The sequence below is a fragment of the Bordetella sp. N genome (genome assembly GCF_001433395.1).
GTDB lineage: Bacteria > Pseudomonadota > Gammaproteobacteria > Burkholderiales > Burkholderiaceae_B > Bordetella_C.
The window spans coordinates 1,516,958-1,530,567 of the sequence record NZ_CP013111.1 but is presented as its reverse complement, the minus strand read 5'-3'; the positions used below and the strand labels follow the sequence as shown (position 1 = coordinate 1,530,567).

The following is a 13,610-nucleotide window of genomic DNA, read 5'->3' as shown; positions in this document are numbered from 1 at the left end:
GCAACCCAGCTACTGTTTCAGGAGCCGGCGGCTGCCGCAGCCATTGCTGCCAGTAAGCCGTGGGTAGACGCGAGAACGTCACCTTGCGGTCGGCCAGGCAGGCGCTGGTGCGCGCCAGGTCCCACAACTGCGGGCCGCGCAGTTCCACTTGACCGCCCTGGATGAGGGCCGGCAGCATCTCATGCAGCGCCACATCGAAATTGATGGTCGACGATTGCAGTTGCTTGTCGGCCGCGCTGATGGCGTGGGTGTTGATGAAATCGTCCAGATGCAGGCTGAGCGCCCGCTGGCTGATCGCCACCCCCTTGGGCAGGCCGGTCGATCCGGATGTGTAGATGACGTACGCCAGTTGGTCCGGATGCAATGGCGGAAACTTCGCGTTGCCGGCGCCCCCCTTACCGCCCCGTTTGGTGCCGTCGTGCGTGTGCGCCGCCTCGCCGGGAGCGCCTTGCGCGGCCTCTCCAGGAGCGCCCTGCGCCGTCGCAGATGGCCCCTCGTCCATCACACCGTCCGCCCCCACGACCAACACCTCTCGTCCCGCGAACAACGCTGCCAGCTCACGCGCCGTGTCCGGATCGGCGAGCACACGCCGCACGCCGGAATCGTCCAGCATGTGCGTCAATCGGTCCGCCGGGTAATCCGGGTCCAAGGGTACGAAGGCCGCCCCGGCACGCCATATCCCCAGCAGCCCAGCCACCATCCCCACTGACCGCCGTACACACAACCCTACCCTTTCCTCCTGCCCGACGCCTGTTCCCAACAACCCTCGTGAAATCGCCTCGGCATGGCGCGCCAGCGTCCCATAATCCAGCGCCTGCCCTTCGCAATGCAGCGCCGGCGCCTTCGCCTGCAAAGCCGCGCGCGCCAGGATGCGCGTCACCGCCGGCTCATAGGCGTAGTCCGCCCGCCGGGCATGCGTGACCGCCCGCGCGTAAGCGGAAGCCCCGAGCGGCCGCCGCAATGCCAGGTCAGCGCCCCCGGCGACCAGGCCACCCAGCAAACCCACATAGTCTCCCAGCAATCGCTCCACGACCGGCGCGTCGAAGATATCCGTGGCGTAGTGAAACGCCACCACGGGCACATCGCCGTCGACGACATCGAGCGTCAGGTCGAAGCGCGACGTCTCCAGTTCCCCAAGCACGCTGCTGACCTGCAAGCTGGGCAAGGTCAGGACGCCCTGCCCGCCTGCGGAATAGTTCAGAGCCACCTGGAAAAGCGGGCTGTGGCTCAGGCTGCGCGCAGGCTGAAGGTCCTCTACCAGCCGGGCGAAAGGCAGGTCCTGATGCGCATAGGCCTCCAGGACGCGCGCTCGAGTCTGTGCGAGCAACGCCGCGGTATCGGGCAAGCCGCTCAACTCACCGCGGATCACCAAGGTATTGACGAAGAATCCGATCAGGGACTGGGTCTCGCTACGATCGCGTCCCGCCACGGGCACGCCCACACGGATGTCCGACTGCCCGCTGTAGCGGGCCAGCAAAAGCTGTAGCGCGGCCAGCAACACCATGAAGGGCGTGGCGCTTGCCGCCCGGGCCACTTCACGCAGGCCGGCGGCGGTTGCGTCATCGAGCTTGCGGGCCACGCGCGCGCCCTGGGCCGACCGCATCCCCACGCGACGCCGACTGACCGGCAGTTCCAGCACCGGATGTTCCGTGCCCAGGCGCTCGCGCCAATACGTCAACTGCCGCGCCAGCGCATCGTCATCCAGCCACTCCCTTTGCCATACCGCATAGTCACTGAACTGGATAGGCAGCGGCGCCAGGCCCGCATTGGTCGTCTCCGGCGCGGCATAGACCGCGGCGAACTCCTGCCGCAAGACGTCCAGAGACCAGCCATCGGCCACGATGTGGTGCATGGCGAAGTGCAGGACGTGTTCTGACTCGCTCAATGCCAACAGCGTCACGCGCAACACGGGTCCGCGCCGCAGGTCGAAAGGACGGTTGGCCAGCTCGGCCAGGCGTAGGCTAACCAGGCCGTCGCGCGGCGCCGGCGCCTGCGTCAGATCGATTTCCTCCCAGGCAAAGTCCGCATCGCCGGCGAACTGGTGAGGCACGCCATCGATTTCATCGAAGCGACCGCGCAGCGTGTCGTGGCGCGCCACCAGGGTGCGCACGGCAGCCCGCACCCGTGCCGTGTCCAGCCGTCCTTCCAACCTGACGGCACCCGCGATGTTGTAGGCAGCGCTGTCCGGGTCCATGCGCCAGACGAACCACAGGCGCTCCTGGGCATGCGACAAGGGATGGCCATCCCGACGGGGAAACGCCACGATGGGCAGGCGCCCCGGCACGATGCCACGCGCCGCCACGCTGGCCCGGAAGGCGCGCCGCTTGGCTTCGGGCAAGGCGACATACGCCAGCGACACGGCGCGCAAGGTTTCCGCGCCCTGCTCGGCGGCTGCGCCTCGCTTGCCTCCGACCATGACGCCCGCCTTGGCTTCAGCCATTACCTGAGCCCTAGCTTCAGCCTTAGGTGTTTGCATGTTCATGCTCCCGCTCCTGCTGCCGTTCCCGCTCCCGCTTGGCGCGACTCAGAAAAGGACATCTTTCGGACGCTGGATCATTGCTGTCGGGAAGGAAATACTGCTTCCATTCCCGATTGCCCGGATCGCCAAAGAATCCCAGGTCGGGATGGGCGCCGAGCTCATCCCAGGTCTGCAGGCGCCGCCGCACCTCATCGCGGGCCTGCTGCCCGATCACCCGATTCGTCACCTTGTCGACGAAGACGCTGCGTGGCTGGAACAGCAGCACCATGCCCGGCCCCAGATTGCGGCTATGCCGCACGGTGAAGGACGGGCACGCGCACACCACGAACATCTGCAGCCCCGCGAAGGAAAACTCCCAGTCGGCATCCTCCGGTGCCGGCTGCCGCGCCACGTCCGGATGAATATCGTGATCGTGCAGATGCTGCAGGACCTTCCAGAAGTGTTCGCGATAAGTGTCGTGGGCCAAGGGCGTCGCGTCGGGCTCGAAGAAGATCGCGATATTGTTCTTCTGATACTCAGGCAAAACCGACAGCCGCGCGAATGTCTCCATGGTGGCCGGCAGGCTGCCGAGATCCTTGCCCCGCACATAGGAATAGAACATTTCCCCGCGCTTTTCCGCCATGGTGCCGAAGAAGCAGGGATAGCCCGCGTCCATCACCTTCTCGCGCATGGATACGTAGCAGGGTTCGAGCCATTCCGGCACATCGGCAGGGCCGCTCTGGCCTTCGAAAAGGACGCGGCTGCGCCAATCCTTGGGATCGAGGGCGGCATCGGTCCGGCCGGCGGCGTCCGCCTGGCCATTGTGTTTTCGCAGCATGCTTGTCTCCAGGGCCACGCGCGCCGCGCGTGGCCGGGGTCGTCCACCAAAGAGAAGACGGATAAAGCGCGGTGAGGTTGGCGCGCTAGGCGGATACCGCCATTTGCCGCGCGCCCTGGGCGCGTAGCGCCGCTATCCAGTCATCCGGGATGATGGGCTGGTGATAGGTGCACTCGTCGGACACCACGGTGGACCCGTGCAGGCGCCCATCCGGGATCAGCACCTTGTCGCCCACGGTCATGGACAAGGCCATGCCCAGGTTGCCCCAGAACACCATGTCGCCGTGCTCGATGACCACCAGGCGATGATCATTGTGGACGTGGGTCGTGGAGCACATCTCCCGCGGCTCGACGAAGGTTTCCCTGTCGATATTGGGGCACTCCGCCTGGATGCGGTGTTCGATGGCCTGCGCCCATCGGCAGTACTGGGGAATGGCCGACAGCCACGCCAGCTGCTCGCCCAGATCCCAGCGCGCGCGTTCGGCCAGCTTGACCACCGCGCCCAGCCCCTGCCCCGCGCGCGCCACGCCATACGGCCCCTGGCGCTCAAGCACCACCTGTGCCGCGCGGCGCCACCGTACGGCCAGGTCATCCAGCGCGCGTTGCGCTTCGCCTTCGGCCAAGGGACCCGCAAGATGTGGGCAGGCCTGCCGCAAGGCCAGGCTGAATGCCAGCCATTCCGCTTCGCCGCCGTAAGCCGCGCCCAGCAGTGCATAGGCGCGATCCGGCCGCGCCGCCAGCGAGGTCAGCAAATTGGCCTTGGCCAGGCTGGTCGGCAAATAGAACTGCCAGTAGGAATGGGCCTGGCGTGCCACGCCCAACATGCGGGCCGCACTCTCGATGGCGGCATCGCCCAGCATGCTGCCCGACAACCTGGGCAGGTCACCCTCATCCAGGCCGGCGAAATAGCCCGCGGCCTGCGCGCGCGCCAGCGCCGCGCGCCGCGTCGGCGCCAGGCACCAGCGTTGAACCAGGATGAAACGCAGCCCTTCTTCCAGATAGTTGTTGCGCAATAGCAGTTCGAAGATGCCTCGCCAGAAATCGCGTTCGTCGTCCACCAACCGAGCCAGATCGTCGCTCAACCGCGGCACAGTGGCACCGTCTCGACCTTCATTGCCCAGATAGCTGAACGCGTAGCTTTCCAGGAAGGGGCGCAGGCGCTTGCCCAGATCCTGGTTGCGCGCTTCGTAGAACTGTTCGAAACGCAGTTGCTCGGCCGGATCGGCATGGCGCGGCAGACGAGCGATATCCAGATCGTTGATGGTCAGCAACATGCGATTGCTGGCGAGCGAAGGAAGGCGGCTGACCGTCTGCTCCGAGATAGGACGCTGGAATTTGAGAAACTCCAGGTCCTCCGGCCGCAGCGGGCGGCGATAGAAATCGTCGTCCAGTTCCAGTTCCTCCACCACCGCGCTGCGAAAAGCGTGATGGGAGGCAAACTGCTTGATCAGGTCCAGATAGTCAGTGCGCTGTTCACGATACGGATCGAAATCAAACAGCGGCGTAAGCAAAAGCTGGCTCACATTCAATCTCCTGATGGATGACTTGCGTAAGTGGCCAAGGCGCGCCCCACACTCGCTAGCAGTGCATCGCGCTGGCTGTGCACGAAGAAATGGTCGGCATCGAACATGACAACATCGAGACTGCCGCGGGTCTCCTGCCTCCAATCTTCCAGATTGCGCGGCTCGGTACTCACCTTGCTATCGCGACGCCCCGCATACACCGTGATCGGACAATTCAGCGGCGTTTCCTGCTCCCCGGCGCGCCACGCGGCTTGTGGATGCGTGCCGCACAGATGAAAATCCGCGCGCAACATGGGCGTCACCAAGGCCATGAATTCCTCGTTGTCGAGCAATTCGGCGGCAGTACCCCCCAGCTCGCGCACTTCCGCCACCAACTCCCCCTGCGAACGCGTCAACCAACGATCGTCCACCTGGCGCCGCGTGGGCGCGACGCATGCCGACGCGCCGAACCAGACAGGTGAAGCAGCACGCCGGTCGCGCAGCCGGCGCGCCAGCTCCAGACCGATCAGCGCGCCCATGCTGTGTCCGAACACCGCATACGGCCGATCGAGATACGGCGCCACGTCCTGCTCCAGAAGGTCCAGCAGTACAGGCCACTCCGTCACCGGCGCAAGCCCGTAGCGCACCCCACGCGCCGGCAGCAACAGCGGCACGGGCGTCACCCAGGCAGGCAGGCGCGCGGCCCAGTCACGGTAGATGCCGGCATTGCCGCCCGCGTAAGGCAGGCAGAACAGATGCATGGCGGCCGGCACCGCGGCGCTCAGGATGACAGCGCGGGCGCGGATGCGTTCGGGCCCGCGCCGTCCATGGCTTTGCGCAGGCTCAACGGCCGCATGTCGGTCCAGTGGGTTTCGATATAGGACAGGCACTCGGCCTTGCTGCCCTGCTTGCCGGCTTCACGCCAGCCGCCCGGAATTTTTTCCTTGTATGCAGGCCAGATGGAATACTGCTCTTCGTGATTGACGACGACCTTGAAAACGGCGTTTTCATCGTCCCAGTTCATGCGGAATCTCCCGAGGTTTCGTATGGCCGCGCCGAACGGAATGGCTCCGGCGAGGCCGTTAAAAAAGTACTCAGTCGAGCGGGATGGTGCTGTGGAATTCGTCTTGAACATCAATCAAATGATAATCGTTCCATTTGTTTGACCCACGCACTGTACGAGCCAAATATCGCACTGTCAACAGCGCTTATGACACTTGGAAACACCTGCGAGGTATTTAGAAAGCGGACCACGCGAGGGCCGCGCGGCCTGCCTCGTCGTCCCAACAGTCGACGCCATACAAGTCCTGCAACACATGCGTCATAGCGGGGTCGGCGCCCTCCTCAACCACGGGCACCCAGCCGCTTGCGGACGTGCGTAAGTGGAAGGCGCGCAGCGCTTCAGTGATGCCCAGGCCGCAAGCTTTCAACACGGCTTCCTTGCGCGTCCAGGTCGTATAGAAGGCGGCGTTTCTGGCCGTCTCGTCGAGGGTGGCCGCGTCGTTCAGTTCGGTATCGGTGAGCGCCATCGCCTGCACGTTCAGCGGCAGCGCCTGCCGCCCGCTCGCTTCAACGTCTACGCCGACCCTGCGTTGCGTGGAGAACGCGATGCAGGAAGATGAACCGGAGTGCGACACATTGAAGTCCAGGCCGCTGCCCTCGCATTGGGGGCGTCCCGTCGGCGTCGCCGTGATCACGACGTTCTGCAAGGCGTCGGCGTGCAGATGCCAGGCGAGCACCTGGCGCAGCAAGGCGCGCGTCGCGCCGAAACGCAGCTGATCGGCGACATGGTGATAGCGGCGCATGCGCGCCTGTTCCGCTGCGATGAGGCCGGCTTGCGCGGCCTGCCACGTCGTGGCGGGATCGGCGATGCCGGCCGCATCCAGGTCGGGCGCGGGTGCCCCGGGCGCGCCTGAGCCGGCCGCACCTGAGCCGGCCACACCTGAGCCGGCCGCACCTGAGCCGGCCACAACGATCGGCAAAGTCACGCGTAGCAAGCGGATGTCCGCCGGCGCGCCGGCCGGGCGCACTTCCGCCACATGAATGCCCAGCGCCCGCCCCCATTCATCCAACGGCAGCAGCGGGGACGCCATCTGTGCCTACCCTTTGTTCTTGCCCGAAGCGGCCGACTTGCCAGGCTTGCCGGCGCGGGACTGGCAGTCCGCGCAGATCCCGTACAGCGCCAATTGATGGTTGTGCAGCAGGTAGCCCATGCCGTCCGCCACCGCCTTCTGCCTGGCGACCATCAAGGCATCGTGGAATTCGTCGACCCGCCCACAGGTCAGGCAAACGATGTGATCGTGGGGCCGGCCTTCGTTCAATTCATAGACCACGCGGTCGGCATCGAAGCGGCTGCTGGACAGCAGGCCGGACTCCTCGAATTGCTGCATCACGCGGTACACCGTCGCCAGGCCTACATCGACGTGCTGCTCGATGAGCCGTTTGTACATGTCGTCCACGCTGAAGTGGATGGGGCTGACCCTGCCGTCGGCGGCGACCGGGCGCGCGGCTTTGCGGCGCCGGGCGCTGTAGAAGATTTCGAGGATCGCTACCCGGGGAACGGTGGCCCGCAATTTCAGGCCCTGCAGTTCGTCCAGAACTTCCTGCTTTACGCTTTTGGTGACCAAAATGATTATCGCTGAGTCTGATGTGGACGGCTCCCGCCGCTGCCGCCCGAGGCCGGCAGGGCTCGCCAGATGTTATCACCCCGGTTCCGTGAAAGACGCAAACGCGCGCGAGTCGATCACCCATGGCGCCGCCACATAAATCAGCTATTCTTGCAATCCGCCCCCATTTCATTCGGCGCTGGCCTTGCGCCGTGGCATCCATCAGGAGACCTACCCTCATGCCTTCCCCGGGCCGCCCGTCCTTGCTTCCCGTCCTCAGGGCCAGCAAGATCACCATCCTGCTGGTCATCGCCAACATCGCGGTCTATCTTGGCCTGGGCTTGCTGGATTCCCGCGCTTTCGAATCGCTCAGCCAAAGCTCTTTCCTGATCGACTGGGGCGCCAACGTCCCGCCGCTGACCCTGTCCGGCGAATACTGGCGCCTGTTCACCAGCATGTTCCTGCACGTGGGCTTTACGCACCTGGCCATGAACATGCTGGCTTTGTGGTCGCTGGGCCTGGTGCTGGAGCCGCGCATGCGCTGGCCGATGTTTCTGGGCATCTATGTGTTGTCCGGACTCTGGGGCAGCTTGACGACCGCCCTGTGGAATCAGAACGAGCTGATGGTCAGCTGCGGGGCTTCGGGCGCGATACTGGGCCTGTTCGGCGCCGCGATGGCCTACTCCCTGGCTGACCGCAACAGCGGCCGCGTCCACTTCCCGATGAAGAACCTGGCGATGAGCCTGGTGCTGACGTTCGCCGCCGGCACGGTCTTCTCCATCGATAACGCGGCGCACTTCGGCGGCCTTGCCGCCGGCTTCGTGCTGGCCCTGGTGGCACGCTTCTGCGAAGACTTGCGGCCCGGGCGCGCTGCCCTGGTCCTGCTGTCTGCCGCGGTGCTCGCCACCGCGGCCCTGGCCAGCCTGGCCCTGGAAAAGCAGGATAAGGACCTGAACGACAAACTGGCCGTCGCGCGCCTGCAGGATACCTTGCGGCACATCGGCCTGGGCGAGTCGTCTTACGCGCTTCAAGGTTCGATGATTCTGGACGGTTGTGTCGGGAGCGTGCTGCGGGGTGAGGATGCCGAGGGCAATCGCGATCCGGACGCCTCTCCCGCCAAGGTCCGCGCCGAGGATCTGCGCCGTTGCGCGGAGGGCGAAGAGGACAGCTATCCCCTGCTGGCCAAGTATCTGCCTGCCCAGTACGCCAACTGCGAGGCCGAAGCGGCAGACCTGCGCACGCGGGTGACCCAGGCGCCGATCCAGAAAGGCCTGGATGTCATCCAGCGCTACTGCGCCACCCGGCCGCAAATCTACGCGGCCGTGTTCGGCACCGCTCCTCAAGGGCTGGACCTGCAAGCCGCGGCGAAGAACCGGAGCGACATCGAGGATTTGCTCAGCGGGAATGGGGATGACGCGCCCGCGCATCCTTACGGCGAGCCCTTGAGCATCAACGATGCGTATCCGTCCTATGCGACGATCGCATTGCTGCAAAGCGCCGGTCCGATGGCGACCGGCATCGTCCGGGAATCCGGCTGCCCGTACTGGTCCTGCAGCCGCTAACACTGTCGTGTGATAAGACCTGTGCAATGCACAGGTCTTATTATCGCAGGCACAGCGGAGCCGGCTTTGCCGGTCCGCCAGTGCCGCCCCCTTGAGGGGGACGCGCGCAGCGCGTGGGGGTGGGACCTCCTCCGGTCCGCCAGTGCCGCCCCCTGGGGGGCCGCGCTACGCGCGGTACGGGGGGGTCTTCTCCTCGCCCAGGTCCCAATAGAGCCCTGCCATGATGGCCATGCCTTCACGGGCGATGGCCACGGGCAGGTGCTCGTTGGGCGCATGCTGCGAGCAGCCCGCGTACGAATGCGGCACCCACAGCGTGGGCATCCCCAAGGCATCGCTGAAGCAATGATTCGGCAAGGTCCCGCCCAGATTCGGCAGGATCGCCGGCTTCTTCCCCGTGGTCTCGCTGATCGACGCGGCCGCCCATTGCACCCAGGGATGATCCGGATCCAGCCGCGTGGCCGGCGCGATGTCCTGGCGCGGGCTGGACAGCTCGATCATGGTGTAGCCAAGCCGGTCCAGATGGCGCCGCAAAGCCGGCACCACTTCTTCAGGATCCACGCCCACGCAATAGCGCAACTGCATGCGTGCCCACGCGCGTGGCGGGATCGCGTGCACCGGCTTGTCCGGATTGCCGCAGACGAAGGACAGCACTTCAGCCGAACTCCAGCCATAGACCTTTTCCGCCGCCGAGAAACCCGGCTCGCCCCAGTTGGGATCGATCGCGGGCCCGTCCGCCATGTCCAGCGAACAATCCGCCAGCGCGCGCCGCACGGAATCCGGCAACTCCGCCGGCATCCATTCAGGCACCAGGATCTTGCCCGTGGGACCGACGATGGTGGCGATGGCATTGGCCAGCTGGATACCGGGATTCGACAGCAGCCCGCCCCAATTCCCTGAATGATGCCCGCCTTCGCGCGCATTGATTTCCAGGTCGACGTTGATGATGGCGCGCGAGCCCATGAACAGCGTCGGCCGCTCGGCCAGCAGGCGCGGGCCGTCCGACGCGATCAGCACGTCCCCACGCAGCAGGTCGCGGTGCGTCTCGCATACTTCGAACAGGCCGGGCGAGCCCATCTCCTCGCCCATTTCGATCAGGTACTTGACGTTGAAGCCCAGCTTGCCGCGGGTCTCCAGAACGCACTTGAGCGCGGCCAGATTGATCGAATGCTGCCCCTTGTTGTCGGCGACGCCGCGGCCATACCAGCGGTCGCCCTTGAGCGTCAGCTCCCAGGGATTCAGCGCATCGCGCCAGCGCCCTTCCATGCCCGGCACCACATCGCCGTGGCCGTAGGAAAAGACGGTGGTCAGCGCGGGATCCTCGATGCGTTCGGCGAACAGGAAAGGCCCCTTGGCGCGCGGATGCTCCAGCACCCGACAGGTGAAGCCCAGCGCTTCCAGGGTCGGCCGCATCTCCTTGTCCAGATACGCGCGCAACTCGGCGGCGCGGTCGGGGTTCTGACTTTCGGTCGGCTGCGCCACGCGGCGCGCCACGTCCGCGAACAAGGTGCCGTCGTCGAAATATTTCTGGGCGCGCTCAACGGCTGCGTGACGAGTCATGATGGGATCTCCTGCTGCAAAGGAAAATGGCAGACATGGCGGTGCGCGACACCCGCCATGCGCGGCGTCTCTTGCGCGCAGATCGGCTGGGCGCGCGGACAGCGCGGGTGGAAGGCACAGCCCGACGGCGGATGCAACGGGCTGGGGAATTCTCCGGACACGGGAATATCGGGCAGGCCGGCGCCCGGCGTCGGCGCCAGCACCGAACCCAGCAAGGCGGCGGTATAAGGATGGCGCGGCGCGTTGAACACCGCATCGGTCGCCCCTTCCTCCACCACCGCGCCCAGGTACATCACGGCCACGCGATCGACAAGATGATGGACCACCGCCAGGTTGTGGCTGATCAACACCATGGTCAGGTTGAAGTCGCGCTGCAAGCCACTGAGCAGATTCAGGATCTGCGATTGCACCGACACGTCCAGGGCGGAAGTCGGTTCATCGCAGATCAGGATCTTCGGCTCGCCGATCAGCGCGCGGGCAATGGCCACGCGCTGGCGCTGGCCGCCCGACAACTGGCTGGGATAGGCATTGAGCAGATGCGCCGGCAGCCCCACGGCATGGGCGGTATCGGCAACCTTGCGCGCCCGGATCGCGGCACGTTCGCCACGCACTTCAAGCGTCGCGCCGATGATGGCGGCCACCGTCATGCGCGGATTGAGTGAAGAATAAGGGTCCTGGAAGACGGGCTGGATCAGACGTGCGCGCGCCAGGCGATCGTATGCCGTGATGGGACGGCCGCCCACCAGCACCGTTCCGGACGTGGGCGCCTCCATCCCCAGCAGCAGCTTGGCCAGCGTACTTTTACCGCAGCCGGATTCGCCCACCAGGCCCAGGGTCTGGCCTTCATAGACGTCGAGGTCCACGCCGCGCAAGGCCTGCAGGGTGCCGCCGCCGACCTTGTAATCGCGGGTCACCGCGCTGGCGCGCAGCAAGGGCTGCGGCGGCATCGTGCCCGATTCTTCCAGCGGACCTTCACGCGTTGCGGCTTGCGGATCGAGGATGGTGTTGGCTTCGAGATTCATGCCGCGCCCTCCACGACCACTGGCTCGGTTGCCACGGCCCCGCCCTGTGTGTGGCGTTGCCACGCATCGGCGGCGCGGCCGCTGCCGTCGAGAGGCAGGACGCAACGCACGGTGTGATCGACGTGGGGCGCCTGGCGCCCCGCGCCATCCACGGCCGCGACACGCAGAGCTACCGGCCCAGCCGCGCAGGCCGCGTTCGCGTATGGGCAGCGTTCCATAAACCCGCAACGCGTCAGCTCACCGGTCTGACGCGGCACCACGCCGGGGATGTAGCCCAGCAATTCGCCCCGCCGCGTCGCCCCGGGTACGGGAATGGAGCGCAGCAGGCCTTCCGTATAGGGATGCAGCGGCCGCGTCAGGACGTCCATACAGCTACCAGTCTCCACCACCTGACCACCGTACATCACCGCCACCCTGTCCGCGATCCCCGCCACCACGCCCAGGTCGTGCGTGATCAAGACCAGACCGATACCCGTTTCGCGCTGGATGCGGGCCAGCAGATGCAGGATCTGCGCCTGGATGGTCACGTCCAGCGCCGTGGTCGGCTCATCCGCGATGATCAGCTCGGGTTCGCACGACAAGGCCATGGCGATCATGACCCGCTGGCGCAGGCCGCCCGACAGCTGATGCGGGTATTGCTCAAGCCGTTGTTCCGGCGAAGAGATGCCGACCTGGCGCAACAGCGACAGGCAGCGCGCGATGGCGTCGGCGCGGCTGACCTTGCGATGCTGGCGCAGCACCTCCACCATCTGGTCGCCGATGCGATAACAGGGATCCAGGGCGGTCATGGGGTCCTGGAAAATCATGGCCATGCGATTGCCGCGCAATTTGCGCCAGTCGCGGTCGGACAGCCCCTGCAAGGTCGCGCCCTTGAGCGCGATCGTTTGTGCCGTGACGCGCGCGTGGCGCGGCAACAGCCCCATGATGGCCAGGGACGTCAAACTTTTGCCGCAGCCCGATTCGCCCACGATGGCCAGGGTCTCGCCCGCCGCGACGCTCAAATCCACACCGCGCACCGGGCGCAACAGTCCATTGGTGGTGGGTATCTCCACCGCCAGGCCGCGCACGTCGAGGACCGTCTCGCCCGCCGCGGCAGCCGGCGGCCGGTTTGCCATATCCGCGCTCATGCCTTGCCCTCCGGCGCCGTGGCGTCGCGCAAGGCGTCGCCCAACATATTGATGGCCAGCACCAGCAACACCAGCGCGGCACCAGGAATCGCGATCAGATAGGGCCGGAACATCAGCTGGTTCTTGGCCTCCGCGATCATCAGGCCCCAGGTGAACAGCGGCGGCTGCACGCCCAGGCCAAGAAAGGACAGCGTCGCCTCCAGCAGAATGGCGTGCGCCATTTCGATCGACGTCACCACCACCAGCGGCCCCGTCAGATTGGGCAGGACTTCCTTGAACAGGATGCGTGGGGTCGAACTGCCGATGGCGCGCGCCGCGCCGATGAACTCGCGATTCACGATCAGCTGCGTGGCGCTACGCGTGACGATGGCAAAGCGATCCCACAACAGCAGCCCGATCACCAGGATCAGCAAGGGCAAGGAATTGCCCACCACGGCCACCACCACCAGCGCCACCAGCACCACCGGCAGGGTCAGGCGTATGGTCAAGATGAAATTGATCACCAGGTCGACCCGCCCGCCCCAATAGCCGGCGGCCACGCCCAGCGCGGTGCCCAGGGTGCCCGAGACCAGGACGGTCAACACACCCACCACCAGTGATATACGCGCGCCATAGACCAGCCGGGCGAAATAATCGCGGCCCAGCGCGTCGGTGCCCAGCAGGTGCTCCCAACTGCCCCTGGGCGCCCATACGGGCGGAATCAGACGCTTGCCCAGGTCCTGCAAGGCCGGGTCCGCCGACGTCAGCAGCGGCGCGAAGATGGCACAGAGCAGGATCACCAGCAGGATGCCGCCACCGAACCAGAAGCCGCCATGACGCAGCGCGCGCCGCACGGCGATCTGGCGCGGCGACAGGGTATGTACCACGGGCACCGCGGCGGGCACACCGGCGGCCGCGGTTTGGGGCGAATTTCCCGCCTGGGCAGCTTGCATGTTCATC

At 65.9% G+C, this 13,610-nt stretch carries 11 protein-coding genes and 1 pseudogene; 1 reads left to right on the top strand and 11 read right to left on the bottom strand.

Annotated elements, in window-relative coordinates:
- Window positions 1-28: 28 nt before the first annotated feature.
- The 7 genes and pseudogenes from ASB57_RS31720 to ASB57_RS06600 all read right to left on the bottom strand — a co-directional run.
- Window positions 29-2,416 (bottom strand): annotated as a pseudogene (locus ASB57_RS31720) (condensation domain-containing protein); the annotation flags it as partial.
- A 46-nt stretch (window positions 2,417-2,462) separates the two neighbouring features.
- A complete protein-coding gene (locus ASB57_RS06625) occupies window positions 2,463-3,296 on the bottom strand; it encodes a YqcI/YcgG family protein (RefSeq protein ID WP_057651517.1) in 834 nt (277 codons plus the stop codon).
- 85 nt (window positions 3,297-3,381) lie between these two features.
- Window positions 3,382-4,818: a hypothetical protein gene (locus ASB57_RS06620; RefSeq protein ID WP_057651516.1), complete on the bottom strand. Its 1,437-nt coding sequence runs from the start codon at window positions 4,816-4,818 to the stop codon at window positions 3,382-3,384.
- A gap of 2 nt (window positions 4,819-4,820) precedes the next feature.
- Window positions 4,821-5,558, bottom strand: coding sequence for a thioesterase II family protein (locus ASB57_RS06615; protein ID WP_156414075.1), 738 nt, complete (start codon window positions 5,556-5,558; stop codon window positions 4,821-4,823).
- Between the two features lie 20 nt (window positions 5,559-5,578).
- Window positions 5,579-5,821 (bottom strand): MbtH family protein, encoded by a 243-nt coding sequence (locus ASB57_RS06610; RefSeq protein ID WP_057651514.1) that lies wholly within the window; start codon window positions 5,819-5,821, stop codon window positions 5,579-5,581.
- A gap of 214 nt (window positions 5,822-6,035) precedes the next feature.
- Complete coding sequence (locus tag ASB57_RS06605; RefSeq protein WP_057651513.1) at window positions 6,036-6,890, bottom strand: 4'-phosphopantetheinyl transferase superfamily protein; 855 nt, start codon at window positions 6,888-6,890, stop codon at window positions 6,036-6,038.
- 6 nt (window positions 6,891-6,896) lie between these two features.
- Window positions 6,897-7,424: a Fur family transcriptional regulator gene (locus tag ASB57_RS06600; RefSeq protein ID WP_057651512.1), complete on the bottom strand. Its 528-nt coding sequence runs from the start codon at window positions 7,422-7,424 to the stop codon at window positions 6,897-6,899.
- Window positions 7,425-7,642: 218 nt separating this feature from the next.
- Here ASB57_RS06600 and ASB57_RS06595 point away from each other — a divergent pair, with 218 nt between their 5' ends.
- Window positions 7,643-8,965, top strand: a complete 1,323-nt coding sequence (locus tag ASB57_RS06595) for a rhomboid family intramembrane serine protease (RefSeq protein WP_057651511.1) — start codon at window positions 7,643-7,645, stop codon at window positions 8,963-8,965.
- Window positions 8,966-9,130: 165 nt separating this feature from the next.
- Here ASB57_RS06595 and ASB57_RS06590 read toward each other — a convergent pair whose 3' ends face one another.
- Genes ASB57_RS06590 through ASB57_RS06575 form a run of 4 tightly spaced genes read right to left on the bottom strand, consistent with a single transcriptional unit; the run spans window position 9,131 to window position 13,609 of the window.
- Window positions 9,131-10,522, bottom strand: a complete 1,392-nt coding sequence (locus ASB57_RS06590; protein WP_057651510.1) for a M20 family metallopeptidase — start codon at window positions 10,520-10,522, stop codon at window positions 9,131-9,133.
- A complete protein-coding gene (locus ASB57_RS06585) occupies window positions 10,519-11,544 on the bottom strand; it encodes an ABC transporter ATP-binding protein (protein ID WP_231755357.1) in 1,026 nt (341 codons plus the stop codon). Before ASB57_RS06585 ends, ASB57_RS06590 begins: the two co-directional genes overlap by 4 nt.
- On the bottom strand, window positions 11,541-12,671 hold the full coding sequence (locus tag ASB57_RS06580) for an ABC transporter ATP-binding protein (protein ID WP_231755356.1): 1,131 nt from the start codon (window positions 12,669-12,671) through the stop codon (window positions 11,541-11,543). The genes ASB57_RS06585 and ASB57_RS06580 overlap by 4 nt, the downstream gene beginning before the upstream one ends.
- A complete protein-coding gene (locus ASB57_RS06575; protein ID WP_231755355.1) occupies window positions 12,668-13,609 on the bottom strand; it encodes an ABC transporter permease in 942 nt (313 codons plus the stop codon). The genes ASB57_RS06580 and ASB57_RS06575 overlap by 4 nt, the downstream gene beginning before the upstream one ends.
- Window position 13,610: the final 1 nt, after the last annotated feature.